Annotated in this window: 22 protein-coding genes and 1 pseudogene; 4 read left to right on the top strand and 19 right to left on the bottom strand. The window is 70.3% G+C overall.

Annotated elements, in window-relative coordinates; genetic code table 11:
• Positions 1-100: 100 nt before the first annotated feature.
• Complete coding sequence (locus ACWCRB_RS03710; protein ID WP_450994449.1) at positions 101-745, top strand: helix-turn-helix domain-containing protein; 645 nt, start codon at positions 101-103, stop codon at positions 743-745.
• Positions 742-2,046 carry an MFS transporter gene (locus tag ACWCRB_RS03705; RefSeq protein WP_450994448.1) on the top strand — a complete coding sequence of 435 codons (1,305 nt, stop codon included), beginning with the start codon at positions 742-744 and terminating at the stop codon, positions 2,044-2,046. The genes ACWCRB_RS03710 and ACWCRB_RS03705 overlap by 4 nt, the downstream gene beginning before the upstream one ends.
• Positions 2,047-2,141: 95 nt before the next feature.
• Here ACWCRB_RS03705 and ACWCRB_RS03700 read toward each other — a convergent pair.
• Positions 2,142-2,531, bottom strand: a pseudogene (locus ACWCRB_RS03700) (XRE family transcriptional regulator); the annotation flags it as partial.
• Positions 2,532-2,683: 152 nt separating this feature from the next.
• Between ACWCRB_RS03700 and ACWCRB_RS03695 the strand changes: the two are divergent.
• Entirely contained in the window at positions 2,684-3,217 is a 534-nt protein-coding gene (locus tag ACWCRB_RS03695) for a VOC family protein (RefSeq protein ID WP_450994447.1), read from the top strand.
• Positions 3,218-3,265: 48 nt separating this feature from the next.
• Here ACWCRB_RS03695 and ACWCRB_RS03690 read toward each other — a convergent pair whose 3' ends face one another.
• The 11 genes from ACWCRB_RS03690 to ACWCRB_RS03640 all read right to left on the bottom strand — a co-directional run bounded on the left by ACWCRB_RS03690 (position 3,266) and on the right by ACWCRB_RS03640 (position 15,562).
• Positions 3,266-4,150 carry an SUKH-4 family immunity protein gene (locus ACWCRB_RS03690; RefSeq protein WP_450994446.1) on the bottom strand — a complete coding sequence of 295 codons (885 nt, stop codon included), beginning with the start codon at positions 4,148-4,150 and terminating at the stop codon, positions 3,266-3,268.
• A gap of 148 nt (positions 4,151-4,298) precedes the next feature.
• Entirely contained in the window at positions 4,299-4,430 is a 132-nt protein-coding gene (locus tag ACWCRB_RS03685) for a hypothetical protein (RefSeq protein ID WP_450994445.1), read from the bottom strand.
• Positions 4,427-6,736, bottom strand: a complete 2,310-nt coding sequence (locus tag ACWCRB_RS03680; RefSeq protein WP_405537167.1) for a xanthine dehydrogenase family protein molybdopterin-binding subunit — start codon at positions 6,734-6,736, stop codon at positions 4,427-4,429. Before ACWCRB_RS03680 ends, ACWCRB_RS03685 begins: the two co-directional genes overlap by 4 nt.
• Complete coding sequence (locus ACWCRB_RS03675; RefSeq protein WP_450994444.1) at positions 6,733-8,424, bottom strand: 2Fe-2S iron-sulfur cluster-binding protein; 1,692 nt, start codon at positions 8,422-8,424, stop codon at positions 6,733-6,735. Before ACWCRB_RS03675 ends, ACWCRB_RS03680 begins: the two co-directional genes overlap by 4 nt.
• Positions 8,421-9,314: an FAD binding domain-containing protein gene (locus ACWCRB_RS03670; protein WP_235478279.1), complete on the bottom strand. Its 894-nt coding sequence runs from the start codon at positions 9,312-9,314 to the stop codon at positions 8,421-8,423. The genes ACWCRB_RS03675 and ACWCRB_RS03670 overlap by 4 nt, the downstream gene beginning before the upstream one ends.
• A 264-nt stretch (positions 9,315-9,578) precedes the next feature.
• Complete coding sequence (locus ACWCRB_RS03665; protein WP_450994443.1) at positions 9,579-11,189, bottom strand: beta-N-acetylhexosaminidase; 1,611 nt, start codon at positions 11,187-11,189, stop codon at positions 9,579-9,581.
• A 15-nt stretch (positions 11,190-11,204) separates the two neighbouring features.
• Positions 11,205-12,083, bottom strand: coding sequence for a carbohydrate ABC transporter permease (locus ACWCRB_RS03660; RefSeq protein ID WP_450994442.1), 879 nt, complete (start codon positions 12,081-12,083; stop codon positions 11,205-11,207).
• Positions 12,083-13,000: a carbohydrate ABC transporter permease gene (locus tag ACWCRB_RS03655; protein ID WP_450994441.1), complete on the bottom strand. Its 918-nt coding sequence runs from the start codon at positions 12,998-13,000 to the stop codon at positions 12,083-12,085. Before ACWCRB_RS03655 ends, ACWCRB_RS03660 begins: the two co-directional genes overlap by 1 nt.
• Positions 13,001-13,038: 38 nt before the next feature.
• Positions 13,039-14,364 carry an extracellular solute-binding protein gene (locus ACWCRB_RS03650; RefSeq protein WP_450994440.1) on the bottom strand — a complete coding sequence of 442 codons (1,326 nt, stop codon included), beginning with the start codon at positions 14,362-14,364 and terminating at the stop codon, positions 13,039-13,041.
• 295 nt (positions 14,365-14,659) lie between these two features.
• Positions 14,660-14,956, bottom strand: a complete 297-nt coding sequence (locus ACWCRB_RS03645) for a DUF3039 domain-containing protein (RefSeq protein ID WP_053741615.1) — start codon at positions 14,954-14,956, stop codon at positions 14,660-14,662.
• Positions 14,957-14,986: 30 nt separating this feature from the next.
• On the bottom strand, positions 14,987-15,562 hold the full coding sequence (locus ACWCRB_RS03640) for a YqgE/AlgH family protein (RefSeq protein WP_369035592.1): 576 nt from the start codon (positions 15,560-15,562) through the stop codon (positions 14,987-14,989).
• Positions 15,563-15,864: 302 nt separating this feature from the next.
• Here ACWCRB_RS03640 and murA point away from each other — a divergent pair, with 302 nt between their 5' ends.
• Positions 15,865-17,211 (top strand): UDP-N-acetylglucosamine 1-carboxyvinyltransferase, encoded by a 1,347-nt coding sequence (gene murA, locus ACWCRB_RS03635; protein ID WP_450994439.1) that lies wholly within the window; start codon positions 15,865-15,867, stop codon positions 17,209-17,211.
• Between the two features lie 147 nt (positions 17,212-17,358).
• Here murA and ACWCRB_RS03630 read toward each other — a convergent pair whose 3' ends face one another.
• The 7 genes from ACWCRB_RS03630 to ACWCRB_RS03600 all read right to left on the bottom strand — a co-directional run bounded on the left by ACWCRB_RS03630 (position 17,359) and on the right by ACWCRB_RS03600 (position 25,999).
• Positions 17,359-17,640 (bottom strand): HU family DNA-binding protein, encoded by a 282-nt coding sequence (locus ACWCRB_RS03630; protein WP_105974351.1) that lies wholly within the window; start codon positions 17,638-17,640, stop codon positions 17,359-17,361.
• A 360-nt stretch (positions 17,641-18,000) separates the two neighbouring features.
• The gene (locus ACWCRB_RS03625; protein ID WP_450994438.1) at positions 18,001-19,416 is read right to left on the bottom strand and encodes a malic enzyme-like NAD(P)-binding protein; all 1,416 of its coding nucleotides are present in this window, start codon (positions 19,414-19,416) and stop codon (positions 18,001-18,003) included.
• Between the two features lie 327 nt (positions 19,417-19,743).
• Positions 19,744-22,065 (bottom strand): HelD family protein, encoded by a 2,322-nt coding sequence (locus ACWCRB_RS03620; RefSeq protein ID WP_450994437.1) that lies wholly within the window; start codon positions 22,063-22,065, stop codon positions 19,744-19,746.
• Positions 22,066-22,213: 148 nt separating this feature from the next.
• Positions 22,214-22,999: an anti-sigma factor family protein gene (locus ACWCRB_RS03615; protein ID WP_450994436.1), complete on the bottom strand. Its 786-nt coding sequence runs from the start codon at positions 22,997-22,999 to the stop codon at positions 22,214-22,216.
• 47 nt (positions 23,000-23,046) lie between these two features.
• Complete coding sequence (locus ACWCRB_RS03610; RefSeq protein WP_044471680.1) at positions 23,047-23,568, bottom strand: sigma-70 family RNA polymerase sigma factor; 522 nt, start codon at positions 23,566-23,568, stop codon at positions 23,047-23,049.
• Between the two features lie 370 nt (positions 23,569-23,938).
• Entirely contained in the window at positions 23,939-24,514 is a 576-nt protein-coding gene (locus ACWCRB_RS03605) for a CGNR zinc finger domain-containing protein (RefSeq protein ID WP_450994435.1), read from the bottom strand.
• A gap of 315 nt (positions 24,515-24,829) precedes the next feature.
• Complete coding sequence (locus ACWCRB_RS03600; RefSeq protein WP_450994434.1) at positions 24,830-25,999, bottom strand: uroporphyrinogen-III synthase; 1,170 nt, start codon at positions 25,997-25,999, stop codon at positions 24,830-24,832.
• Positions 26,000-26,087 lie beyond the last annotated feature (88 nt).

Raw genomic sequence — 26,087 nt, 5'->3', positions numbered from 1 at the left:
ACACCCGGAAGGCCACCCTCCGGCCGGCTTGCCGGCCAATCCCAAAATAAATTCTGCAAAAATACTTTTGGAAAGCCTCCGAGGGTTCTAGCCTCCCGTCATGGTCAGCGAAGAACAGAGGCGCGTACTCGACCCTGAGCAGGACGCGGCAGCCTTGAAGGCCCTTACGCACCCGTTGCGGATCCGGCTGCTTGGGCTGCTGCGGCAGGACGGCCCGGCCACCGCGAGCGAACTCGCGGTCAGGACCGGGGAGTCGTCCGCTTCCACCAGCTACCACCTGCGAGTCCTGGCGAAGTACGCGTTCGTCAACGAGGCCGAGCACCGTGACGGGCGCGAGCGCCGCTGGCAGGCGGTGCACTCCGTGACCTCCTGGAGCAACAAGGCCATGGAAGCCTCACCGGGCAGCCGTGCCTGGCTCAGCTTGTCGCGCAGAGCGCAGATCGAGCACCTGGAGGGTTCCCTCGTCCAGCACGAGGCCGATATCGCCGACGGGCGGCTGGCACAGGAGTGGGTGGAACCTTCCGGGATCAGCGACCTGATGCCCCGTCTGACCCCCGAGTCGCTCACCGAACTCTGGGAGGTGCTCGACCGGAAACTGGAGGAACTGATCGCCCGCGATGCAGGGGATCCGCGCGCGGCGCAGGTCGTCCTCCTCACCGCCGGGCTGCCTCTGGCACCGCGCGCCTCCGGGGCGGAGCCGGACGCCCCCGCCCCCGCCGAGGCGGATGCCGAGAACACATCATGACCAGGCCGCTGGACATACCCGCCGCCCGCCGCCGCTACGTCATGGTCTGCGTGCTCTTCTGGCTGCCCCTGGGGCTGAGCATCGCCCCGCTGATCCTGCTGTTCACCGAGCGCGGCATGACCATGGCGACCATCGCGGGTTTCTTCGCCGCGCACTCCCTCACCGCCGCAGCGCTGGAACTGCCCACCGGAGGACTGTCCGACGTGGTGGGACGCCGCACTGTCCTGGCCGCCGCCGGCCTGCTGAACCTGGCCGCCTTGACCCTCGAGGGCCTGGGCACTACTCCCTGGCTGCTCGGCCTGGGCATGGTGCTGATGGGTACGGGCCGCGCCCTGTCCAGCGGACCGGCCGAAGCCTGGTACGTCGACACCGTCCACGCCCACTCCGGCCCCGGCGCCGAACTGCGCACCGGCCTGGCCCGCGGCTCCTCCGCGACATCCGCGGCGCTCGCCGCGGGCACCCTGTTCGGCGGTGCCCTGCCCTGGCTGCTCGGACTCGGCCCCGACCTCGGCGCCCGGCTGAGCGAAGCCACTTCCGGGCTGGTGCTACCCCTTTCCGTCCCGTTGCTGCTGGGCGCGGCGGTCGAGGTCGCCTTCGTGCTGTACGTCCTGACCGCTCTGCCCGAACCGCCCCGGCCGGCAGCCACCCTGCGCAACGTACTCCGAGGCATCCCGGTCACCGTCGCGGGCGGACTGCGCCTGGGTGGCCGTGATGCGCTGGTCCGCCGGGTGTTCCTCAGCGCAGGAGCTGCCGGCAGCACCCTGGCCGCGATCGAACTGCTCACGCCGGGCCGTGCCGCGGCCCTCACGGGCGCATCGGAGTCGGGGGCGGTGCTCTTCGCCGCACTCGCCTGCGCCGGATTCATCTGCTCGGGTCTCGGCAGCCACCTCGCACCGCTGATCGCCCGGCTCGCGGGCAGCGGCGAGCGCGCGGTCATGGTGAGCCTCGGCACCGGCGCGAGCGGCCTGCTACTGCTCGGCGCCACCGCGGTATCCACAGGGGCGGCGTCCATGGTCCTCGCGGCTACCGGCTACGGCCTGGTCTACCTCGGCCTCGGCGCCGCGGGACCCAGCGAGAACGACATCCTGCACCGCCGTGTCACCAGCGCGGGCCGGGCCACCGCACTGTCCGTCCAGTCCCTCGCCCTGCAACTGGTAGCAGCCCTCACCGGTTTGATCGTTGGCGTCCTTCCACCAGGCCCGCTTCCCTGGCTGCTGGGAGGCACCGCGCTCCTGACAGGAGCGCTCCTATGGGCCCACCGCAGCGAGCCCACACCCCCCCACTCCGGTGGCAACACCTGAGCCACACGCCGTGCCCTCTCCCCCGAGCACCGTCGGCTCCGACCCCCATCAATCAGATGCTGGTTAGTAGCACCCTCCTGGCCCATCTGGTGTCTTCAGTCTTTCGGCCTGACGTTCCACTTCTCCAGGGACGCCTTGTTGGTGGAAGCATCCTTGAACTCCAGTACCCACGGGCCCGTGTTCACGCCGAATTCCTTGCCGAACCCGATCCACTTGCCCTGCATCCGGCGCCCCGTGGGTTCAATGAGCATCTGAATCGCACCGTGATACCGCGCTCCCGCGTAGTACCCCTCAGCTGCCGTCTCCTCCACCCACGTGCCCGTGACCACATTTCCGTCAACGGTCAGATCCATGGAGAGCGGCGAATTGGGGTTCAGCGAGCCGTTCGGCAGCGAGCGACCCGTGAGCTTGTTGCCATGCTGCAAGACCACGACGTAGTGGAGCCCAGTGAAGCTGCTGTCGCGTCCGCTTGAGAAGAACTCGTAGGGAAAGGGAGCCTGACCTGGACCGGGGAGACGTAGCCGCGATGTGGCTGTGAACGACTGCGTGCCCCAAGTCCGCCACGTCTAGGACAGAAGCAGACCTACATCTCGCCTAGCGTCGTTGTCAGCATCCGGCATCGGCGAAAGGGACCGCGATGTCCAAACAGGGCAACACCGCGCCAGCGGGCTACACCACCGTCGCGCCCTGGGTCGTCACCGACGACACGGGGGCCTTCCTCGACTTCGTCGCCCAGGCGTTCGGCGGCGAGGAACTCGGGCGGGTGCTGACGGAGGACGGCCTGGTCGGGCACGGGGAGATCCGGGTCGGTGACACCGTCGTGCTGGCCTTCGACCGGCACGCGGACTGGCCTGTCATGCCGAGTCTGCTGCGTGTGTTCGTCGCTGACGCGGATCAGGTGTTCTCGCGAGCCGTCGCGGCCGGCGGCCAGGTCGTCACCGCTGTGGCGAACGACGCCTTCGGGCAGCGCGGAGGGCGTATCAAGGATCCCTTCGGCAATATCTGGTGGGTGGTCAGCCACGTCGAGGACGTCCCTGAGGACGAGATGTGGAAGCGGCTGCAGGACCCCGTATACGCCGAGGTCATGCGTGTGGCTCAGGAGACGCTCGACGCCGAGCTGAGCGGTCGGGAGCACGGGCGTGGCAGTGCTCCCGTCCGGAAACCCGACTGACCCTAGTTACGTGGTGCCAGGCCGCGATCGGCGCAAACTGCCCCTCGCTCAGCGCACCTTGCCCGCCTCCGCCTCGAAGTCCATCGTCCTCGCCCGGTGCAGCAGCCACAGGGTGAAGGCGAGGGTCGAGGCGTCCGTGTTCAGGTGGTGCAGAGTTGCCTCGGGCTCGTTCCAGACGAGGACCGCGCCCGTTCCGCCGTCCAGGACCAGGCTGTTGCCCTCCGTCAGGCGGCCCAGGCGCATCAAGTCGCCCGCGCCCTCCGGGAGTTGAGCTGCCGTGTCCTCGTCCGCGCAGTACTCCGCCAGCGTCGGCAGCGGTATCTCCGTGTCCAGTTGGAAGTGGCCGTCGTCCTCCGGGAGGCCCGTGCCGGTCAGGAAGCGGCGGGTCGGCTCGTGGGTGAGCGGGGCCGGGAAGTCGACGTCCTCGAAGCGTGCCACCCTGCCGTGGCCGAACTCCTGCTCCAGGAGCCTCGCGGGCAGGTCCAGGGCGAGGCCCGACTCCGCGCCGGGGGCGGCGAACCTGGCCAGCGGGCGGATCAGGGCGGCCATCTTCCAGTACGGCAGCACATCACCGTTGGTGCCCTGCGCGAAGACCGTCAGCAGGTGCCGGGACGTCTCCGCCACCGTCCGCGAGCCCAATCGGCCTGTGCCGGAAGCGAATCGGCCTCGCGCGGCCGCCATCTCCTCCGTCGCCGCCGCGAACCGCAGCAGCACCTCCAGCGAGGAGGCCGGCGCGCGCCGGTCCAGTGGGGCGCGCCGGTTGGGCACGCATGATCCCGCGGGTGTCTCCCCCGTCGGGTTCACCATCGTCCGTACGACACCGGTGCGCAGGACACCCGTCCGCAGTGCGCCGAACCTCAACCCGCCCTCGGCACCCGGCAGTCCCACACGCGTCAGCAGTTCGCCCCTGGTCAGAGTGATCGTCGTGCTCATGGTTTCCCCCGCGCATGGTTGTTCGCAGTGCCCTGGGCGCATCACCGTCGAAAATGACCGCCGCCCGGCAGGCCCTCCCACTGACCAGAACACTACGCGGCACCACTGACAACGGGCCCTGAGCTGGGACGAAGCCGGAAAACGCCCCTCAGCCGAAGTACACGCCGCCCGCGACAACCACGACCGCCGCCACCACGAACAGCAGCACCCACACCAGCACCTTGCCCGGCGTCGGGCCGGGTTCGTAGCGCCTCTGTTCCTCGGGACCCGGTGTCGTCATGTCGCCGTCACCACCGCCGCCTGCGGGCGGATCGGCAGGCGGTTCACCGGGCGGCCCGTCGCCGCCCGTACCGCCGAGGCGATGGCCGCCGGGGACGTCACCACCGGTACCGCGCTCGCCGCCTTCGCGCCGAAGGGGGCGACCACGTCACGTTCCTCGACGAGTTTCACGATGCGGATGTCGGGGGCGTCCAGGGCCGTCGGGAGGGCGTAGCCCGTGAGGTCGGGGTGGCGGATCAGCCCGCGCGCGGAGCGCAGGTTTTCGGTCAGGGCGATGCCCACGCCCTGGGTGACGCCCGCCTCGATACGGGCCGCCAGTTGCGCCGGGTTCAGGACCCTGCCCACGTCCTGGGCGAGTGCCACCTCCACCACCCTCACCGAGCCCAGCTCGATGTCGACGTCCACCACCGCGCGGATCGCGCAGAACGCCAACCCCACGAAGGCGTCGCCCTGGCCTGCCTCGTCCAGGGGTTCCGTGGGGTGTGGGCGGCACTGGGCCGTGGCCCAGAGTTCCTTGCCGTCCATCGCCTCCGTCACCGTGGTCGACAGGACACCGTCGTACGACGTGATCTTGCCGTCGGTGATTTGCAGTAGTTCCGTGGACATGCCGAATTTGTGGGCCAGGGGCTGGAGGAGTTGCGTGCGGACCATCTTCGCCGCCCGTTCCACCGCGCCGCCCGACACCCACGTGTGGCGGCCTCGCGCACCCGGGCCGGCTGGGGGCTGGTCGGTGTCGACGGGGGCTACATGAACCTCGTCGATGCCTAGCGTCTCCTGGACGATCTGGCGGGCCAGGGTGGTGAAACCCTGGCCTGTTTCCACCGCCGCGCACAGGACCGTGGCGATGCCGTCGTGGACCTTGACGGTGGCCGTCGAGACCTCGTCCGCACCCTCGGCGCCGAGCATGTGGACCATGCCCAGGCCGTAGCCCACGCCACGGCGGACGGCGCCGGGCTCGCCCGCGCCCTCGGGGCCGCCCGGGAGCAGCCACTCGTCCTCGGGGGTGTCCTTGGGGAGCGCCGGTAGCGGGAAGTCCCGTACCGCTTGGAGCAGTTCGGCCACCGGGGCCGGGCAGGTGACCGATTGGCCGGTCGGGAGGACGTCCCCTGTGGCCATCGCGTTGCGCAGGCGCAGCTCCGCCGGGTCGACGCCGAGCTTCTTCGCGAGCTTGTCCATCTGGGCCTCGTAGGCCGCGCAGACCTGCATCGCGCCCTCACCGCGGACATGGCCCGAGGGGGGGTTGTTGGTGCGGACGGCCCAGCCCTCGATGAAGGCGTTGGGGACGACGTACGGGCCGCAGGCGAAGGAGACGGCCGCCGCGAGGGCCTCCGCGGAGGTGTCCGCGTACGCGCCCGCGTCGAGCAGGATCTGTGCCTCGACCTTGACCAGCTTGCCGTCGGTGTCCGCGTGGTGGCGGTAGCGCAGGAGGGTGGGGTGTCTGTGGACGTGGCCCAGGAAGGATTCCTCGCGGGTCGCCGTCAGCTTCACCGGGCAGCCCGTCTTCAGCGCCAGCAGGCCGAGCGGGAGCTGGAAGCCCTGGTCCTCGCGGTCGGCGGTGGCGCCGGGGACTCCCGTGACGACCACCTTCACGCGCTCCGGTTCCAGGCCGTAGCAGGCGGCAGCGGCATCGCGGTCCCCGTGGGGGTCCGTCGACGCCAGGTACAGCTCCACGCCGCCGTCGGGACGCGGCACCGCGAGGCCCGCCTCCGCGCCGATGGGGGCGGGGTCCTGACGGCCGATCCGGTAGAGGCCCTCGACGACGATCTCGCCGGCCGCGTCCGGGTCGCCGTGGCGCAACGGGATGTGCCGGATCAGGTTGCCGTCGGGGTGCAGCGGTTCGGCCTCGAAGGCCTGCTCGGGGTCGGTCACCGGGTCGAGTACTTCGTACTCGACGATGATCGCCGCGGCGGCCATGCGCGCGGTGTCGGGGTGGTCGGCGGCGACGGCCGCGATGGGCTCCCCGTGGTGGCGTACGACCTCGGAGGCGAACATCGGGCGGTCGGCCCTGCCCCGGCCGTGCAGTTCGGCGCCCGGCACGTCCTCGTGCGTGACGACGGCCCGTACGCCGGGCATGTCCCGCGCGTGGGTGGTGTCGATGGAGAGGATGCGCGCGTGCGGGTGCGGTGAGCGCAGTACGGCGGCCCACAGCAGGCCCTCGGCCCACAGGTCGGCCGCGTAGGGGAACGTGCCCTCGGTCTTCGCGCGCGCGTCGGCGGCCGGCAGCGACACGCCGAGGCCGTGCGGGAGCGCCTCCGCGTCGGGGGCGGCCTCCGCGGCCGTGGTCGCGGTGGCGGCTTCGTTGCTCACGTCTGGCCTCCGTCCTGGCCGTACGTCTGGTCGTGCGGGGCGTGCGAGTCGTGGTTGCGGGCGGGCTCGAAGCCCGGGGCGTCGAACGCGGAGGGGTTGACCCCGCCCGCGCCCGGTCCGGCCTGGTGCGGGATGCGGGCCTCGCCGTCCTCCGCCTCGGCGTCGGCGGCGTGCGCCTCGCGTTCGGCGACGACCTCGCGGACCGCCTCCAGGACACCCCGGTAGCCGGAGCAGCGGCACAGGTTGCCGCAGAGGGCCTGGCGGGTCTCCAGGTCGGTCGGGGCGGGGTTGCCCTCCAGGAGGTCGTGCACGGTCATCGCCATCCCGGGGACGCAGAAACCGCACTGCACCGCGCCGCACTTGGCGAGCGCGCGCTGGACGTCCGAGGGCTGGCCGTCGGTGGCGAGGCCCTCCACGGTGCGTACCTCGCTGCCTGCGGCGGTGACCGCGGGCACCAGGCAGGAGGCGACGAGCCGTCCGTCCACCTGGACGTTGCAGGCACCGCACTCGCCCTGGGAGCAGCCGTCCTTGGCGCCGGCGAGGCCGAGGCGTTCGCGCAGTACGTAGAGCAGCGACTCGCCGATCCAGGCGTCGGTGACGGGCCGGTCGGCGCTGTTGACGCGCAGGACGTAGGAGGCAAGGGGGTGTTCCTCGCCTGGCATCCCGGGGGCGTCGTCGGTCGCGTCCGGGTCGGCGTCGGGCTCCGTGTCGGCCGCCCTGGCACCGGATGCCTCGGTGTCCGCGCCGGGCTCGCCCTCCACGGGCTCCTCAGCGGCCTCCGGCGAGCCTTCCGGCCCGGAGGTCGCGTCGGGGTCCGTGACGGCCTCTGCGGGGCCTTCAGGGCCCTCGGCGGGGTCGTGGGTGATCTCGACGGGGATGCGGTCCTCGTCGGCGACCGGGTGACCGGCTTCGGCAGCGGTGCGACCGGAGCCGTCGGCCGGGTGACCGATCCCGACGGCCGGGCGACCGGCGCCGCCCGTTTCGTGCACGGTTTCGGGCGCGTACGTCGTCTCCGCGCCCGGCGCGGGACCGGGCTCGCGCTCCCGCGTCGACTCGGCTCCGGGCGCCCAGGCCTGTCCTGCGCCCTCCGTCGCCCAGGGCGCGGGCGCGCCGCCGGGGAGCGTGGCCGGCGGCGTGCCGCCCCACTGCTCGACCAACGCGGATGTACTGAACTCGCCCGATTCGTCCGGAAGATCACCACCGGCGACGGGGATCCGCCACTCACCGGTCACCTCGCGGCCCGGCGTACCGGGACCCGCACCCTCCGGCGCGGCGGTGCCTTGCTCGAAGGCCCACTGCCCCGTCGAGCTCTGCTCGTACGTGAACCCGTCGTGCTGGGTCTGCGGGGACTCCCGGGACACGGCGTTCGGGTCCGGCCACTGGACGCCCCCGGGGGGCGCGGGCGGCGCGCCCCAGGAACCGTCCTCGGTCCCGGTGCCCGGTGCTGTCTCTATCTGCGGGGGCACATACCCGTGGCCGGGCGCTGCCAGCGGGCTGTCCACGGAGGCCAGGAGCGCGTCGATGCCCCCCTCGGGGAGCTTCACGAAGGCGGTGGCACCGTCGTCGTAGTCACCCTGGGGCAGCGGGTCCCAGCGGCCCCCGCCCCGGGGCGCGCCCTCTCCCTGCGCCCCTTGTTGATTCCCGCGCCCGTCCCCGTACTGGTCGTCGCTGTACTGGTCGTCGGTCACGAAAGTGCCCTCCCCAGTGCTCGTCGGGCCAGCGCGGCGACGGTGCGCCGCAGATGCAGTACGGCGGGCGGAAGCGACGGCACGGAGCCGTCCGCGTCCGGGACCGGGTCGGGGATGCAGGCCGCGGCGACGTACTCCCCGAAGGCACCCAGTGCCTCCGGGACGATCGTGCGGTTGTTGTCCCAGTCGATCAGCCGGGCGACCCACTGCTCGGCGTCCAGGGGGCGCAGCGGCATCGGCGCTATGGCACCGACAGCGCACCTGACGCCACGCCGGGCGGGGTCGAGGACGAGCGCCACGGACGCGAGGGCGCGCCCGGGGCCGGTCCGTCCGGTGGCCTTCAGGAAGACCTGGGGCGCGTGCAGCAGGGGCACGCGCACGAAGCCGATGAGTTCACCGGCGCGCAGCAGTTCCACGCCGGCCAGCAGGTGCGACACCGGGATCTCCCGGCGGGCGCCGCCGGGGCCCGCGATGATGAGCGTCGCCTCCAGGGCGGCCAGCACGGGAAGCGCGTCCCCCGTGGGGGCGGCCGTGGCGATGTTGCCGCCCAGGGTGCCCGCGTTGCGGATCTGCGGCGGGCCGGCGGCGCGCGCGGAGGCGGCCAGGGCCGGGATGAGGGCGGCGAAGTCGGGACGGCCCATCCGCGCGTGGGTCAGACCGGCGCCGAGCAGGGCGTGGCCGTCCTGGTACTGCCAGCCGCGGATCTCGCTGATCCGGCCGAGGCCGACGAGCGCGGCGGGCCTGAGCTGCCCGGAGTTGACGGTGGCCATGAGGTCGGTGCCGCCCGCCACGGGGACGGCGGCCGGCATGGCGGCGAGCGCCGCGACGGCCTCGTCCAGCGAGGCGGGCAGCGTCACGGCCTGCGCCGCCTGCGGTGCGTGCGTGGTCAAACCGGCTGCCCCTTCCCGCTGCCCCACCTGGTCCCACCTGTGTTGCCGTACGGTACGTGCTGACAGGGCGGACGTGGCAACTCTGGCACATTCTCGCGAGACCCGAACGCAGGGGTCCGCTAGGAGGCATTCGCCCGTCTCACCAGCGGGATGGTCCGTTTTCGTACGAGATCGCCGACTGGTTCCGATTGGAACTGGTCGGCGACTGTTGTGAGCTTTTTCCCATGAAGCCTTGGGGCCTTGGGCCCGTGGGCCCGTGGAACCTCACACGTTGGGGGGCGTCCCCTCGATCGGACGTCCGAGCACTCCCGGCCGCCGCTGCCACGGATGCGGCCCCGCGGGTGGCCGATAGCCGACGCCGAGGGCGTCAAGTCGCCCGTAATGGGCGGTCATCCGACGTTCGAAGTCGGCGAAGTCCCGTTCGGCGGGCGCGGGAAGAGCACTCCAGGCGACCTCGGCGAAGGCGACCAGGCGCGGGAAGGCCTGGTAGTCCACGCGCCCGGTGTCCTCCATCACCTCGGTCCACAGGTTGGCCTGCGCGCCGAGGACGTGCCGCGCCTCCTCGGGGCCCAACTCCGGTGGAACCGGCTCGAAGCGGAAGACATCCTCAAGGGTGCGGACGTACCCGATGGGGACGGGTTCGTCGGCGCCGTCGTGCTGACGGTGGTCCAAGTACACCTGCTGCTCGGGGCACATGACGACGTCGTGGCCCGCGCGCGCGGCCGTGATGCCGCCCGCGTAACCGCGCCAGGAGGAGACCGCGGCCCCCGGTGCGAGACCGCCCTCGAGGATCTCGTCCCAGCCGATGAGCCGCCGCCCGCGCGCGGTCAGCCAGGTGTCGAAGTGCCGGATGAACCAGGACTGGAGCCCGTCCTCGTCGCCGAGCCCGAGTTCCTCGATACGGGCCTGCGCGGTGGGCGACTCCCGCCACTGGTCCTTCGCGCACTCGTCGCCGCCGACATGGACGAACTCCCCGGGGAACAGGTCGAGGAGTTCCTCGAAGACACCCTCGAAGAAGCGCAGGGTGTTGTCAGTGGGGGCGAGTACGTTTTTGTTGATGCCCCAGGTGTCCCAGACGGAGAGGGAGGTCGTGTCGATGACATCGGTGTTGCCGAGTTCCGGATACGCGGCGATCGCGGCCTGCGAGTGCCCCGGTACGTCGATTTCGGGGACGACGGTGATATGCCGCTCGGCGGCGTAGGCGACGATCTCGCGGATGTCGTCCTGGGTGTAGAAGCCCCCGTGCGGCTTCTCCTCCCACAGCGGTGAGGCACGGTGGCCGAATTTCGTCCGGGCCCGCCAGGAGCCGACCTCGGTGAGCTTCGGGTACCGCTTGATCTCGACGCGCCAGCCCTGGTCGTCCGTCAAGTGGAAGTGGAAGACGTTGAGTTTGTGCGCCGCCATCAGGTCGAGGTAGCGCAGGACGCCTTCCTTGGGCATGAAGTGCCGGGCCACGTCGAGCATGAGGCCGCGCCAGGCAAAGCGGGGGGTGTCCAGGATCTCCGTCAGGGGCAGCCGCCACGTACGGCCGGGAAGAGGTGCGCGCCGGAAGGCGTCGGGGCCGAGGAGCTGACGCAGCGTCTGGGCGCCCCAGAAGACACCGGCGGGCGAGCCGCCCTGGATGTGGATGCCGTGGGGGGCGACGGCGAGGCGGTATTCCTCGGCGTCGAGGCCTGGCCTGACGGACAGATGGAGGACGTCGTGCTCGTCCCCCTTCTTGGGCGGCAGCGCGAACCCGGTGGCCGCGCCGAGCGTCGCGCGCAGCCAGCGGGCGGTGTCCTCGGTGCCCGGCCCGGCCTCGATCCCGAAGCCGGCGCCGAGTTCGTGGAAGCCTGTGGCCCGCTCCAGCTGGCGAGGTGCCGGAATGAGATCCATGAATGATCAGACCCTTCAGTCCTTGACGGCGCCGCCGAGCCCGGAGACCAGGCGCCGCTGTACGAGTACGAAGAACACCAGCACCGGAATCGTCATCACGGTCGAGCCCGCCATCACGCCGCCCCAGTCCGGGTCGTCGGGCTTGTAGAAGACCAGGAGGGCCATCGGCAGCGTCGACTGGGAGGTGTCGCTGATGATGAACGACTTGGCGAACAGGAAGTCGTTCCAGGCCGAGATGAAGGAGAACACGCTCGTGGCCACCAACCCCGGGAAGACCAGCGGGAAAAGGATCTGCCACAGGAATCGCGACCGGCTCGCCCCGTCGATGTAGGCGGCCTCCTCCAGCGCCTCCGGAACGGCCTTCACAAAGCCCCGCAGCATCCAGATCGCGAAGGGCAGCGAGAAGGCGATGTGCGGCAGGATCAGGGCGCCCAGCGTGTTCAGCTGCCCGAAGTCCCGCATGAGGAAGAACAGCGGGATGGTGAGCGCCTCCACGGGCACCATCTGGGCCACCAGGAACATGATCAGCAGGGTGGTCCGGAATCGGAACCGGAATCGGGTCACCGCGGTCGCCGCGAGAAACGCGATCAGCGCCGAGACGACGACCACCGAGCAGGCGACCACAAGGCTGTTGAGAAAGTAACGGCCGAATTCCTGCTGTCCGAAGACCCGCCGGAAGGAGTCCAGGGACGGTTCCAGCGTCCAGGGCCGAGGCTCGGTCGACTCGATCTCGCCGGCCGGTTTGAAGGCGCTGAGCACCATCCAGTAGAGGGGGAAGGCGACGACGGCCGCGATCAGCAGCGCCGACACCTCGGCGGCCAGCCGCCAGGGCCGCCGTACGAACCGCTGGACACCTCGCACGCCCCGGACACCTTGGACAACGTTGCCGGACATCACAGTTCCTCCCCCTGCCTGCGCAGCAGCCGCAGATACACGAGCGTCACGGCGAGCAGGATCAGCAGCATCACGATCCCGATCGCCGAGCCGAGGCTGTACTGGGAGGAGGCGAAGGCCTGTTGGTAGGCGTAGACGTTGAGGGTGAGGTTCTGGCCGGCGATACCGCCGCCGTTCGTCATCACATAGATCTGTGTGAAGACCTTGAAGTCCCAGATGACCGACTGGATGGTGACAACCACCAGGATCGGGCGGAGCATCGGCGCCAGCACCGAGCGCCAGATGCGCAGTTGGGACGCGCCGTCCAGGGCGGCCGCCTCCAGCACCTCGGCCGGTACGGCACGGATCCCCGCGTACACAGTGACCATCACGAACGGGAAGGAGCACCACACCACTTCGAGCAGCACCAGGAAGAAGGCGCTCAGCCGGCCGTACGTCCATGAGTGGTCGCCGAGGCCCAGCACCCGGTTGACGGGCCCGAAGTCGGGGTCGAACAGGAACAGCCAGACGGTGGACCCGGTGACCGCGGGCGTCGCCCACGCCCCGAGCGCCGCCAGCATCAACGCGAGGCGGGGCAGCGCACGGACACGAGTCAGCAGCACGGCGAGCGCACACCCGACGGAGAGCGTGGACACCACACAGGCCGCCGCGAAGACCACGGTCGCCAGCAGCACCTGCCAGAACTGGGAGTCAGAAAAGATCTCCCGGTAGTTGGCAAGCCCTTCGAAGGTGGTCGGTTTGCCACCACTCACCTGCGCCTGGGTGTAGTCAAAGAAGGAGATCAACCCAAGCTGATAAATCGGGTAAAGAAGCAGCCCCCCAAGGACGACAAGAGCAGGGGCAAGATAAAGCCAGGGGGCACTGGACCTACCAGAGGGGCGCGGGGAACTGCGCGACAAGCCACGACGGACCGGCACGCGCAAACCCTCCGCACCCCCCACCCGAGTAGGCGCCGTCACCCCACAGACCCAAACGCGTCATCCATCTTCTTCGCCGCGTCGGCAGAGGCAGCCGCAACATCCTTCTTACCGCTGACGATCTCCTGGAACATCGTCGGCAACACCAACGACGAGTCGATCTGCGACCACGCGGGAGAAGCCGGCACGAACTTCGTGCCCGCAGCCAGCGTCTTCACGAACGGCGCGACAAACGGCTCCTTCTTGGCGACCACGGCCCGCGTGTCCGCGAACGTGGGCAGAAAACCCATCGCGTCAAAAAGCTCCGTCTGCGTCTGCTTCGAGGCGAGCTGTTCCATCAGCTGAACCGCGAGCGTGCGATGCGAAGTGCTGTTCAGCACACCGAGGTTGTTCCCGCCCGCGAACGCCGGCGCCACCGAGCCGGCCGTGACGCCCGGCAGCGGTACGACCGCGTACTTGCCCTTCACCTTGCCGGCCTCGACGGCCGTGTGGCTGAAGTCGCCGCCGATCACCATGCCGGCCTTGCCCGCGGCGAAGGCGGTGACGCTGTCGTTGCCACCCATGCCCGCGCACTTGGCGGCGGGACAGTTGTCGTCGCCGAAGAGGGAGGTGTAGGCCTTGATGCCCTTCTGTGCGGCGGTGCTGTCGATGGCGGAGGCGTACGATCCGCCCCGGCCGGTGGCGAGTTCGCCGCCGTTGGCCCAGACGAACGGCATCGCGCCGTAGGTGTAGGCGCCGCCGACCGCGATCCCGTACAGGTCGGGCTTGGCCGCCCGGATCGCGTGGGCGGTCTCGGTCAACTCGGCCAGGGTCTTGGGGACTTCGAGGCCGAGTTCCTTGAAGATGTCGGTGCGGTAGTACAGAGCGCGGACGCCCACGAAGAAGGGAGCGCCATAGACCTTGCCTTCGACGGTGACGGACTGACGGGCCGTCGGGTCGGTGTCCGACGACTCGTCCCAGGCCGCGAACTCCTTGCTGATGTCGAGGAGTCCGCCGTCGGCGACGTAACCGGCGGTGTCCGTGTTGCCGTACTCGATGACGTCGGGGGCGCTCTTCGGGTCGTTGAAGGCGGCCTTGATGCGCTGGGCGCGGGTCTCGACGGGGATGTACTCGATCTTGACCTCGGCGCCCTTGTGGGCCTTCTCGAAGGCGTCGACGACCGAGGTGACGACCTTCTCCTTGGGGGCGTTGCCGACCTCCTGGAAGAGCCACACGCGCAGGGTGCCGGTCTGCTCGTCCTTGCCGGAGGAGGAGTTGTCCGAGGTTTCGGGGGCACAGGCGGTGGCGGTGAGCCCGGCGAGGGCCAGGGCGGCCACGGAGGCGACCAGCCGAGCAGATCGAACAGATCGGACAGAGTGCTTCATCTGGCGTTTCCTCCGGTAAAAGCGTTGCAACATGCGCAATGGATGTTTCGCTCTGCACAACACCACGGAGGTTATGGACTACATGGACATGGCCACAAGAGGTCTTGACCACGTCTCCACCACTCTGTGACCGGCCGAAGCACCCCGTGCAACGACAGACAGCGCAAAGGTCCCCAGGGCACGCAAAACGCACCCTGGGGACCCGAGGGCCTGTCCGGCGGGCCAGCTCGCAGACGCGGGGTCTGGCCCGCCGGACAGGCCCTCGCTCTACTGAACAACCGACCAGCGCGCAGCCCTACTTCTTGCCGTCGCCCTTGCCCTCGTCGCCGCCGGAGCCCATGGACTCGTAGATCTCCTTGCACATGGGACACACCGGGTACTTCTTCGGGTCGCGGCCCGGCACCCACACCTTGCCGCACAGCGCCACGACGGGAGTCCCGTCGAGGGCGCTCGCCATGATCTTGTCCTTCTGGACGTAGTGGGCGAAGCGCTCGTGGTCGCCGTCGCCGTGCGAGGTCTGCGGCGCCGGTTCGACGAGGGTCCCCGTACCAGTCCCGCGCTGGGGCTGGGTCTCAGGCTCAAGAGTGCTCATAACCGCCAAGGGTACTGAAGGTCACAGCCCTCAGTTGAGCGAAGGGTCGTCCGGGTACGTGGCGACCATCGCGAGTTCGCTGCGCTGGCGTCTGAGCACCTCGCGCCACAGGCGTTCCGGGGACGGCGAGGAGACGTCCCCCGGTTCCGACTCGACGACGTACCAGGCCCCGTCCGTCAGCTCGTCCTGCAGCTGGCCCGGTCCCCAGCCCGAGTACCCGGCGAAGATCCGCAGCGAGCCGAGCGCCTTGGCGAGCAGTTCGGGCGGGGCCTCCAGGTCGACGAGGCCGATCGCGCCGTGCACGCGCCGCCAGCCGAGCGGGGTGCGCTCCCCGGACATCCCGCCGCCGGGGATGACCGCGATGCCGAGCGCGGAGTCGAGGGAGACCGGGCCGCCCTGGAAGACGACCCCGGGGGCGCCGGCGAGATCCGCCCAGCCCTCCAGGATGTCGCCCACGTCCACGGGGGTCGGACGGTTGAGGACGACACCGAGGGAGCCCTTCTCGTCGTGGTCGAGAAGGAGCACCACCGCGCGGTCGAAGTTCGGGTCCGCCAGGGCGGGCGTGGCCACGAGCAGCCGCCCTGTGAGCGAGGACACCTCGGTCATGCCTGACATGATCCCGCATCTTCCCCCGGTGCGGGGAGCCAATCGGGGTACCCGGGTGAACGCAGCTCAGGGCGCGGGGAAGCGGGGCGGGCGCATTCCGGCGCCGGTGACCGCATGTGCCCGGCGGCGAACGGTTCGTGTTGTGGCAAAGCTATGACACGGCTGGGCGGCGCTTGGGCTTACAGAAGGGGGGTGTACGGCGATTACCCTGTCTCTTCGGCTCCTGCGCGTGCCTGTACGACCGCGTCCTGCACGACGGGCCCGCCCAACACCCCCGCCCAACTCATCGGAACGCGAGATACATGACGGTCAACGGCACAGACGACGTACTGCTTGTCCACGGCGGCACCCCGCTGGAGGGCGAGATCCGTGTCCGCGGTGCGAAGAACCTCGTACCGAAGGCCATGGTGGCCGCCCTGCTGGGCAGTGCGCCAAGTCGACTGCGCAATGTCCCCGACATCCGTGACGTCCGTGTCGTGCGCGGGCTGCTCCAGCTGCACGGGGTGACGGTCCGGCCGGGCGAGGAGCCCGGCGAGCTGATCATGGACCCGTCGCACGTGGAGAGCGCCAACGTCGCCGACATCGACGCGCACGCGGGTTCGAGCCGTATCCCGATCCTCTTCTGCGGCCCCCTCCTGCACCGGCTCGGACACGCGTTCATCCCGGGCCTCGGCGGCTGCGACATCGGCGGCCGGCCGATCGACTTCCACTTCGAGGTGCTGCGGAAGTTCGGCGCGACGATCGAGAAGCGGGCGGACGGGCAGTATCTGGAGGCCCCGCAGCGGCTGCGCGGTACGAAGATCGCACTGCCGTATCCGTCCGTGGGCGCGACCGAGCAGGTCCTGCTGACGGCGGTGCTGGCGGAGGGCGTCACGGAGCTGTCCAACGCGGCCGTGGAGCCGGAGATCGAGGACCTCATCTGCGTACTGCAGAAGATGGGCGCGATCATCGCCATGGACACCGACCGGACCATCCGTGTCACCGGTGTCGACAAGCTCGGCGGCTACACCCACGCGGCCCTCCCGGACCGTCTGGAGGCCGCGTCGTGGGCGTCGGCGGCGCTGGCGACCGAGGGGAACATCTACGTCCGCGGCGCCCAGCAGCGCTCGATGATGACGTTCCTGAACACCTACCGGAAGGTCGGCGGCGCCTTCGAGATCGACGACGAGGGCATCCGCTTCTGGCACCCGGGCGGCCAGTTGAAGTCCATCGCCCTCGAAACGGACGTACACCCGGGCTTCCAGACGGACTGGCAGCAGCCGCTGGTCGTCGCCCTGACGCAGGCGACGGGCCTGTCCATCGTCCACGAGACGGTGTACGAGTCCCGGCTCGGCTTCACCTCGGCGCTGAACCAGATGGGCGCGCACATCCAGCTCTACCGCGAGTGCCTCGGCGGCTCGCACTGCCGCTTCGGGCAGCGCAACTTCCTCCACTCGGCGGTCGTGTCGGGCCCCACGCGCCTCCAGGGCGCCGACCTGGTCATCCCGGACCTCCGGGGCGGCTTCTCGTACCTCATCGCGGCCCTGGCCGCCCAGGGCACCTCCAGGGTCCACGGCATCGACCTGATCAACCGCGGCTACGAGAACTTCATGGAGAAGCTCGTGGAACTGGGCGCGAAGGTGGAGCTGCCGGGCAAGGCGCTCGGATAGGTACCTTTCAGCCCGGCCTGGGGGTCCCCCCGCTCGAGCGAAGCCGAGAGTGGGGGAGGTTGAGGCCTTGGTGACAGCAACGACGATGGGGCGGCACCCGAAGTCCGGGAGCCGCCCCATTGGCGTTGATACAAGCCCTAGGGCAAGTTACTTGCCCTTCGCCGCTTCCTTCAGCTTGCTGCCCGCGGAGACCTTGACGCTGTAGCCGGCGGGGATGTTGATCGGGTCGCCGGTCTGCGGGTTGCGCGCGGTGCGAGCGGCACGGTGGGTGCGCTCGAAGGTCAGGAAGCCGGGGATGGTGACCTTCTCGTCGCCCTTGGCGACGATCTCACCGACGGTCTCGGCGAACGCGGCCAGCACGGCGTCGGCGTCCTTGCGAGTCACTTCGGCGCGGTCGGCCAGCGCGGCCACCAGCTCACTGCGGTTCATGTCGTTACTCCCGTGTTCTTCTTGCTGTTGAGGCGTGCCCCGCGGCGGAGCCGCACGGTGGGCACAGCGAAGCCGATGTTGCCAGGGTCCTCGGTGGGTCCCCGGACCCGGGTCCGTCGTCGGACCCTCGCGCCCGAAGACGCATCCTGCCCCCACCTGCGGCGGGAAAGCCAATCCGGCACCCCTGGGAGTCACACGAACACCCTTGGGAGTCACCTGGACAGCGTCACCGGCGCGGGGCCGAGCGGGTTGAGTCTGGCCGCCACCCTAGAGGCGCCCGGGGGCGGGGTGCCCCCGACGCGCCGGTACGGGGGCCCGTGGCAACCGTCACATATTGTGCCCGTCTGCCCGTGTGGACGCCTACTCGGCAGCCGCCGCGGCCTTCGCCGCCTCGCGCACCGCACCCGCGACCGCGCCCGCGACCTTGTCGTTGAAGACGCTCGGCACGATGTAGTTCGGGTTCAGCTCGTCCTCGGTGACGACGTTCGCGAGTGCGGTGGCCGCCGCGAGCATCATCTCGGTGTTGACCGTGCGGGACTGCGCGTCCAGGAGGCCGCGGAAGACACCCGGGAAGACCAGCACGTTGTTGATCTGGTTCGGGAAGTCCGAGCGGCCGGTGGCCACGACGGCCGCCGTCTGACGGGCGATCGCCGGGTCGACCTCGGGGTCGGGATTCGCGAGCGCGAACACGATCGCGTCGTCCGCCATCGCGGCCACGTCGTCGCCGTCGATGACGTTCGGGGCGGAGACGCCGATGAAGACGTCGGCGCCGCGCACGGCCTCCTTGAGGGTGCCGGTGAGGCCCTCCAGGTTGGTGTTGTCGGCGATCCAGCGCAGCGGCGAGTCGGGGGCCGCGTTCACCAGGTCCGCGCGGCCCGCGTGGACGACACCCTGGATGTCGGCGACGACCGCCTGCTTGACGCCGGCCGCGATGAGCAGCTTGAGGATGGCCGTACCGGCCGCGCCGGCGCCGGACATGACGACCCGGATGTCGCCGATCGCCTTGCCCGTGACGCGCAGGGCGTTGGTGAGGGCGGCGAGGACGACGATCGCGGTGCCGTGCTGGTCGTCGTGGAAGACGGGGATGTCGAGGGCCTCACGGAGGCGGGCCTCGATCTCGAAGCAGCGCGGGGCCGAGATGTCTTCGAGGTTGATGCCGGCGAAGCCCGGGGCGATGGCCTTGACGATCGTGACGATCTCGTCGGTGTCCTGGGTGTCCAGGCAGATCGGCCAGGCGTCGATGTCGGCGAAGCGCTTGAAGAGGGCCGCCTTGCCCTCCATGACCGGCATGGCGGCCATCGGGCCGATGTTGCCGAGGCCGAGGACCGCGGAGCCGTCGGTGACGACCGCGACGGTGTTGCGCTTGATGGTGAGGCGGCGGGCGTCCTCGGGGTTCTCGGCGATCGCCATGCACACGCGGGCCACGCCCGGGGTGTAGATCATCGAGAGGTCGTCACGGTTGCGGATGGGGTGCTTGGACTGCATCTCGATCTTGCCGCCGAGGTGCATGAGGAACGTACGGTCCGAGACCTTGCCGAGGCTGACGCCCTCGATGCCGCGGAGCTTCTGCACGATCTCGTCGGCGTGCGCGGTCGAGGTGGCCGCGATGGTGACGTCGATCCGGAGCAGTTCGTGGCCGGAGGCGGTGACGTCGAGGCCGGTCACCGAGCCTCCGGAGGACTCCACGGCGGTGGTGATCTGAGAGACCGCGGTTCCGCTCGCGGGCACCTCCAACCGGACCGTGATCGAGTAGGAGACGCTGGGCGCCGTTGCCATGGCCGACTTCCTTCTGCTTTCACCCTGATGCTTGGTTTGCTGTCCGATCGTCGCACCTACCGTTGGGTAGCTGGTAGCGGGGCCTCGATTGCGAACGTTTTGTTCTCAATATGTTCTTGACGCCGAAGAGGTCCACGTCACCAGGTGACGTGGACCTCTTCATGTGCCTTCTGCGTTCAAGTGGCACCGACCCGCCATGCTCGCCTCGCGGCAAGTGGTCGCTCGTAGCGACGAAGGTTGGGCCCGGGGGCTTGGATCGAGCCGGTGCCACGTCAACGGTAACAAACGATCCCCGTAAGGCAATTCCCATCGGCCACAGTCTTGGCATCAGTCACGGAGAAGGTCAGGCACCCCTTGCGCATCGGGCTCGTCGCGGTCCGCCGACACGACCGTGAGCTGCTGTGTTGCCCGGGTCAGGGCGACGTACAGCACGCGCAGGCCGGCCGGGCTCTCGTCGGCGATCTCCGCCGGGGAGACGACCACGGTGGCGTCGTACTCCAGTCCCTTGGCCTCCAGGCTGCCCAGGGCCACCACGCGGTCGCCCAGGCCCGCCAGCCAGCGGGCCGCCTCCTCGCGGCGGTTCATGGCGACCACGACGCCCACTGTCCCGTCCACGAGGTCCAGGAGACGCGCGGCCTCCTCGCGGACCGACTTGGCCAGGGAACCCCGTACGGCTGTGAAACGCGGTTCCACTCCCGTCGAGCGGACCGCCCTCGGGGACTCCGAGCCGGGCATCGCCAGGGCCAGGACCTTCGCCGCCAGGTCGGCGATCTCGGCCGGGTTGCGGTAGTTGACGGTGAGGGTGAAGCGACGGCGGGGGCGGGTGCCGAGGGCCTCGTCCCTCGCCTCGCCCGCCTCGTCGGGGTCGGACCAGGAGGACTGGGCCGGGTCGCCGACGACCGTCCAGGTGGCGTGCCGGCCGCGGCGGCCGACCATGCGCCACTGCATCGGCGTGAGGTCCTGTGCCTCGTCGACGATGACGTGGGCGTACTCGGTGCGCTCCTCGGCGAGCCGCTCGGCGCGTTCGCGTTGCGTCTCCTCCCGTACCGGCATCAGCTCTTCGAGGCCGGTGAGGTGGTCCAGGGGGTCCTGGTCGCGCTTCTTGCGAGGGCGGGCCGGGGTGCCGAGGATCGCGAGGAGTTCGTCGAGCATGGCCACGTCGTGGACCGAGAGGCCGTCGCGCTTGAGGGAGCGGGCGACCCGGCGGACCTCGCCCGGGTTCAGGATGCGGCGGGCCCAGCGGCCGAGGCGGCGTTCGTCGGACATGGCCGTGAGGACGGAGGCAGGGGTCAGTTCCGGCCACCAGGCGTCGAGGAACGCGATGAAGTCGTCCTCGGTCGTGACGTCCTCGTCGAAGGAGGAGCGGAGTTCCGCGGCCAGCTCCGGGTCGGTGTGGCGGCCCTGGGCTCCTGAGCGGGCCCACAGGGCGTCCAGGAGGAGCTTGCGGGCGCGGGGGCGCAGCAGGTTGACGGGAGCCGTGCCGCTGAGCGCCGACTGGCGGATGCGGCCGAGTTCGGCGGCCTCCAGTTCGATACGGCGGCCGAAGGCGACGACCCTCAGACGGGTCGTCACCGTGGGCGTGTCGTACTGCTCCAGGGCGCCGCGCGCGGCCTTCCGCAGCACTTGCAGCATGCGGTACGAGCCCTTGGCGCGGGCCACGGCCGGGGCGTCGTACAGGGTGGCCTCGGCGCCGTCGACGAGGGAGCCGATGGCGCGGATCGCGACCTGGCCCTCCTCGCCGAGGGAGGGCAGGACGCCCTCCGTGTACGCCACGAGCAGGGGCGTGGGCGAGACGATCAGGATGCCGCCCGCGTACCGGCGGCGGTCCTGGTAGAGGAGGTAGGCGGCGCGGTGCAGGGCGACGGCCGTCTTTCCCGTTCCGGGGCCGCCCTCGACGTACGTCACCGAGGCGGCGGGGGCGCGGATCACCAGGTCCTGTTCGGCCTGGATGGACGACACGATGTCCCGCATGGTGTGGCTGCGGGCCTGGCCGAGGGCCGCCATCAGGGCGCCGTCGCCGATCACCGCGAGCTCGTGGCCGTCCAGGGACGCCTTCAGCTCGGGGCGCATCAGGTCGTCCTCGACGCCGAGGACACGCCGGCCCTTGGAGCGGATGACGCGCCGGCGGACCACCCGGCCCGGATCGACCGGGGTCGAGCGGTAGAAGGGCGCGGCGGCCGGGGCGCGCCAGTCGATGACGAGGGGCGCGTACTCCTCGTCGAGGACGCCGATACGGCCGATGTGGAGGGTCTCGGCGATGTCCGCGGTGCTGTCGGGGCGTACGGCCCCCTCAGCGGGCTCCACGGCCGTGTACGCGCCGTCCGGGCCCTTCTTGCCGTCCATGCCCCGCAGCAGGTCGATACGGCCGAAGAGGAAGTCCTCGAACTCGTTGTTCAGCCTGTTGAGGTGGATGCCTGCGCGGAACACCTGGGCGTCCCGTTCGGCGAGCGCGCCAGGGGTGCCGACCTGGCCTCGCTTGGCCGCGTCGTGCATGAGGAACTCGGCCTCGTCGATCTTCTCCTCGAGCCTGCGGTACACCCGGTCCAGGTGTTCCTGTTCGACGCTGATCTCGCGGTCGCGGACGGAGTCCTGTACTGAGGAGTCCTCGACCGGTACGAGCGCCGTTTCCTGCTGAGCCTGTGCGGCCACCGGGCCCCCTTCTGACGTGCTGGGCAGCCGTCAACCGTACGCGAAAGGGAGGCCGTGAGGCTACGCAACCGCCCCAGGACACCGTACGAGTCTTCGTACGAGGCGTCCTGGGGCGGTCGCGGAGCGGTTGACAGAGGTACGGAAGAGGTCAGGCGTCGACCTCGACGAGCTGCTTGCCGGTGGAGGTGACGACCTCGAAGTGATCGATCTCGTCGGCGGTGAAGGCCGTTCCACCGTGGATGTAGAGCGGGTTGCGGGCCTCCGCGTTCGTCGAGTCCTTGATGCCGTAACCCCACTTCGGGACGGACCAGTTGGACATCGTCTCGCGCGAGCCGTCCTTGCCGACGACGATGAGCGAGCACTTCAGCGGACCCTTGACGCCGGCCAGCTCCAGGACCGCGCCGACGCCCCAGGTCTTGTCGTCCATCGCCACGGTCGCGGTGACCTTGGAGGTGGGGTCGGTGGCCGAGACCCGGTCGCTCATGAGAGCGAAGGCTTCCTGGGCGGAACCGGTGGCCTTCGCCACGGACGACGACGGCGCGGGCGCGGCCTCGTTACTGGTGTTGCCGCTGGTCGTCGCGAACACCGTGGCCGGGCCGCCGATGATGAGAGCTGCCGCGGCGGCCACCATGTAGAAGCTGCGGCGACGCTTGGTCGCACGCCGTTCCGCGACCTCGTCGACCAGTCTGGTCGATAGTTGCGGACTCGGGCGGGCGGACAGCGACTCGCCGATGGCCGGGGATCCCTGGGCACCGGGCAGGTCCGCGAGGGCGGCCAGCATCGGTTCCATCCCGGCCAGCTCGTCGAGCTGCTGGGCGCACCACTCGCAGCCGGCGAGGTGTGCCTCGAAGGCCGTGGCCTCCGCGTCGTCGAGGATGCCGAGGGCGTAGGCGCCTACGGTTTCGTGTTCGTTCGGTCCCTGGGAACCCTGCATTCCTCGCATGGAACCAGGACTACCCGCTCCGAACCCCCCGTAAATGCTCATGCCGTCACCCCCCGCTCCTCCAGTGCGAGCTTCATCGAACGCAGGGCATAGAACACCCGTGAGCGCACCGTTCCGCTGGGTATGCCCAGCGTTTCGGCGGCTTCGTTTACGGTACGCCCCTTGAAGTAAGTCTCGACCAGGACCTCCCTGTGGGCAGGGGTCAGGTCGTCCAGCGCGTCCGACAACGTCATCAGCCACAACGCCTTGTCGATCTCGTCCTCCGCGGGGATGACCTCCAGCGGCGACGGGTCCACCTCCTGCGGCCGGGCCTGCCGGCTGCGGTGGCCGTCGATGACGATGCGCCGGGCGACCGTCACCAGCCAGGGGCGTACCGAACCGGTTGCTCGATTGAGCTGACCGGCGTTCTTCCAGGCACGGATAAGTGTCTCCTGCACGACGTCCTCGGCTCGTTGCCGGTCTCCGGCGACCAGCCTGAGGACATATGCCAGGAGAGGCCCTGCGTGCTCTCGGTACAGCGCACGCATCAAGTCCTCGTCGGGTTCCGAGGGCTGGGACATGCGATGTCGGGCCCTCGGTGCTCGTTCATTGGCCACGACGGAATCCTTGCGCACGCCCACCTCCGCTGTCCCGGGTTCCCCCAGTCGGTCGCTCCCCCCGAGGTACGGAAGTGGCGTGCGGGATGTTCAACGTGCGACCACAACTTTCTTTATCTGGACGAGACGTGAGGGACATGGGGGCACATTCCCGCCGCAAGTGCTTTACATTTCCGCCACATTGGCAAGATCACGGCGATGCCCGCGGCACGCCGACTGGAAACTCACGTGTAATCAACATCACTGCAACCTGCGGGAGTTGGTGGGCCCGATTCCGCCCGACAGGCCCGCTATGAGAGAACTGTGAACGGATCGCACCTGACTCACGAAGGGTCTACGCGCGTGCGAGTGCGGCCCGTCGGCGGTGCCTCGCGACCCGCTCCCGGTTGCCGCAGATTTCACTGGAACACCATCTGCGTCGTCTGCCCCGGGAGGTGTCGAGGTAGACGATCGGACAGTTGTCGCCCTCGCACTGCCGCAGACACGCGCGTGCCACGGGGTCGGTGAGCAGCTCCACGGCGTCCCGGGCGACGACGCCGAGCAGGGCCGCGCAGTCGGGCGGCCCGTGCAACTCCCGTACGAGGGTGCCGTCTTCGGCGCGAACCGCGCGGGGCGCCGGGGGCGCGGGGCGGGCGAGTTCGTTGAGGCGGTCGAGGAGGGGCGGGTCGACGGCTGCGGGGCTTCGCACCAACCGGCCGACGAGGTCCCGGAGTTCACGGAAGCGGGCTGCCCAGGAGTCGTCGGCGTGGTGGAGGGGGGTGCCGGGCGGGACGAGCCCGGATGCGGTGATCCAGGCACGGAGCGGCTCGACGGCGCCGAGCCGTTCGTCGGGGTGGGTGGTCGCCAGCAGGTCCAGGCAGATCCGCCCGGCGTCGAAACGCAGCTCGTACGAGGCTGAGGCTGTGGCCACGGTCGTCTCCGATGCGGATGCCAGTGACGGGGGCAGGGGGAACCGTTGCCTCTACAGTGCCTGGCCGGTGCCGTGGCCGGAACCCCCCGTGCGGCTCGCTCCGCGGGATGGGCGGTTCTTCGTCCGCGGCCCGGTGGGGGCTTGTCGCGCAGTTCCCCGCGCCCCTATCGGGCGCGTTGCGCCCGGGGCGTCAGGGGCGCGGGGAACTGCGCGCTCAGCCCCCACCGGCCCGCGGACGAAGAAACCACGCATCGCCCCCCCGATGGGGGCGCGGGGAACTGCGCGACCGGCCCCCACCGGCCCGCGGACGAAGAACTACGCGTCGGAGTACTTCGCGTCGGCCGCCGGGTCCAGGGCCAGGCGGTAGCCGCGCTTGACCACCGTCTGGATCAGTTTGGGGGCGCCCAAAGCCGTGCGGAGGCGGGCCATCGCGGTTTCTACCGCGTGTTCGTCTCGGCCGGCTCCGGGGAGGGCGCGGAGGAGTTCCGCTCGGGCCACGACCCAGCCGGGGCGGCGGGACAGGGCCCGTAGGAGGGACATGCCGGCCGGGGGGACGGGGCGTAGGGCGCCGTCCACCAGGACCGCGTGGCCTCGGATCTCGACGCGGTGGCCCGCGATGGGCAACGCCCTTGCGCGGGCCGGGAGTTCCTGGCAGAGGAGCTGGACCAACGGGCCCAGGCGGAAGCGTTCCGGAGACACCGTGTCCACGCCGTGGGCCTGGAGCGGCAGTGCCGTGACCGGGCCCACGCACGCGGGGAGCACGTCGTGGTGGAGGGCGGCCAGGAGTTCGGGGAGCATCCCCCGGTGCTCCGCCCTGGAGAGGAGCGACGCCGCTGCCGGCGCGCTGGTGAACGTGAGCGCGTCCAGGCCTCGCGAGATCGTGGCGTCGAGGAGCCGGTCGACGGGGCCGATGTCCTCCGGTGGCATCCACCGGTAGACGGGCACGCCGACGACCTCCGCGCCTGCCGCCCGCAGCGACTCCACGAAGCCCGGCAGGGGCTCCCCGTGCAGCTGGATGGCGATACGGCGGCCGTCGACGCCCTCCTCCAGGAGCCGGTCGAGCACCTCGGCCATGGATTCGGAGGACGGCGACCAGTGCTCGGTGAGCCCGGCGGCCCGGACGGAACCCTTGACCTTGGGGCCGCGCGCCAGCAGTTCCACCCCGCCGAGACAGGCGAGCAGGTCCTCGCCGAGCCCCCAGCCGTCGGCGGCCTCGATCCAGCCCCGGAAGCCGATGGCGGTGGTGGCGACGACGATGTCCGGCGCCTGTCCGATCAGCTGCTTGGTCGCCGCGAGGAGTTCGCTGTCGTCGGCGAGCTGCACGATCCGCAGGGCGGGCGCGTGCACGACGGCCGCTCCCCGCCGCTGGAGGAGTGTCCCGAGTTCATCGGCCCGACGCGCGGCCGTGACACCCACGGTGAACCCCGCGAGGGGGCCGTGGTCAGGTTGGGCCGGTCGTTCTGGTCGCTGCTCTTCGTCGTACATGGCTCTCGTCCCGCAGTCGGGTCACATCCGGCACTGGCGTGCCGAACGAGCCTGTCAACGGCGCGTGACAGGCTCGGTTCGGATTTAT

Source organism: Streptomyces sp. NPDC002156 (assembly GCF_053593675.1).
The sequence above is the reverse complement of the archived record's forward strand: the minus strand, read 5'-3'. Positions and strand labels throughout refer to the sequence as shown.

What these genes read in the sequence shown, in the direction of transcription:
- ACWCRB_RS03710 (WP_450994449.1), top strand. Translation starts at nt 101, where the DNA reads ATGGTCAGCGAAGAACAGAGGCGCGTACTCGACCCTGAGCAGGACGCG.
- ACWCRB_RS03705 (WP_450994448.1), top strand. Translation starts at nt 742, where the DNA reads ATGACCAGGCCGCTGGACATACCCGCCGCCCGCCGCCGCTACGTCATG.
- ACWCRB_RS03695 (WP_450994447.1), top strand. Translation starts at nt 2,684, where the DNA reads ATGTCCAAACAGGGCAACACCGCGCCAGCGGGCTACACCACCGTCGCG.
- ACWCRB_RS03690 (WP_450994446.1), bottom strand. Translation starts at nt 4,150, where the DNA reads ATGAGCACGACGATCACTCTGACCAGGGGCGAACTGCTGACGCGTGTG.
- ACWCRB_RS03685 (WP_450994445.1), bottom strand. Translation starts at nt 4,430, where the DNA reads ATGACGACACCGGGTCCCGAGGAACAGAGGCGCTACGAACCCGGCCCG.
- ACWCRB_RS03665 (WP_450994443.1), bottom strand. Translation starts at nt 11,189, where the DNA reads ATGGATCTCATTCCGGCACCTCGCCAGCTGGAGCGGGCCACAGGCTTC.
- ACWCRB_RS03660 (WP_450994442.1), bottom strand. Translation starts at nt 12,083, where the DNA reads ATGTCCGGCAACGTTGTCCAAGGTGTCCGGGGCGTGCGAGGTGTCCAG.
- ACWCRB_RS03650 (WP_450994440.1), bottom strand. Translation starts at nt 14,364, where the DNA reads ATGAAGCACTCTGTCCGATCTGTTCGATCTGCTCGGCTGGTCGCCTCC.
- ACWCRB_RS03645 (WP_053741615.1), bottom strand. Translation starts at nt 14,956, where the DNA reads ATGAGCACTCTTGAGCCTGAGACCCAGCCCCAGCGCGGGACTGGTACG.
- ACWCRB_RS03640 (WP_369035592.1), bottom strand. Translation starts at nt 15,562, where the DNA reads ATGACCGAGGTGTCCTCGCTCACAGGGCGGCTGCTCGTGGCCACGCCC.
- murA (WP_450994439.1), top strand. Translation starts at nt 15,865, where the DNA reads ATGACGGTCAACGGCACAGACGACGTACTGCTTGTCCACGGCGGCACC.
- ACWCRB_RS03630 (WP_105974351.1), bottom strand. Translation starts at nt 17,640, where the DNA reads ATGAACCGCAGTGAGCTGGTGGCCGCGCTGGCCGACCGCGCCGAAGTG.
- ACWCRB_RS03625 (WP_450994438.1), bottom strand. Translation starts at nt 19,416, where the DNA reads ATGGCAACGGCGCCCAGCGTCTCCTACTCGATCACGGTCCGGTTGGAG.
- ACWCRB_RS03615 (WP_450994436.1), bottom strand. Translation starts at nt 22,999, where the DNA reads ATGCAGGGTTCCCAGGGACCGAACGAACACGAAACCGTAGGCGCCTAC.
- ACWCRB_RS03610 (WP_044471680.1), bottom strand. Translation starts at nt 23,568, where the DNA reads ATGTCCCAGCCCTCGGAACCCGACGAGGACTTGATGCGTGCGCTGTAC.
- ACWCRB_RS03600 (WP_450994434.1), bottom strand. Translation starts at nt 25,999, where the DNA reads ATGTACGACGAAGAGCAGCGACCAGAACGACCGGCCCAACCTGACCAC.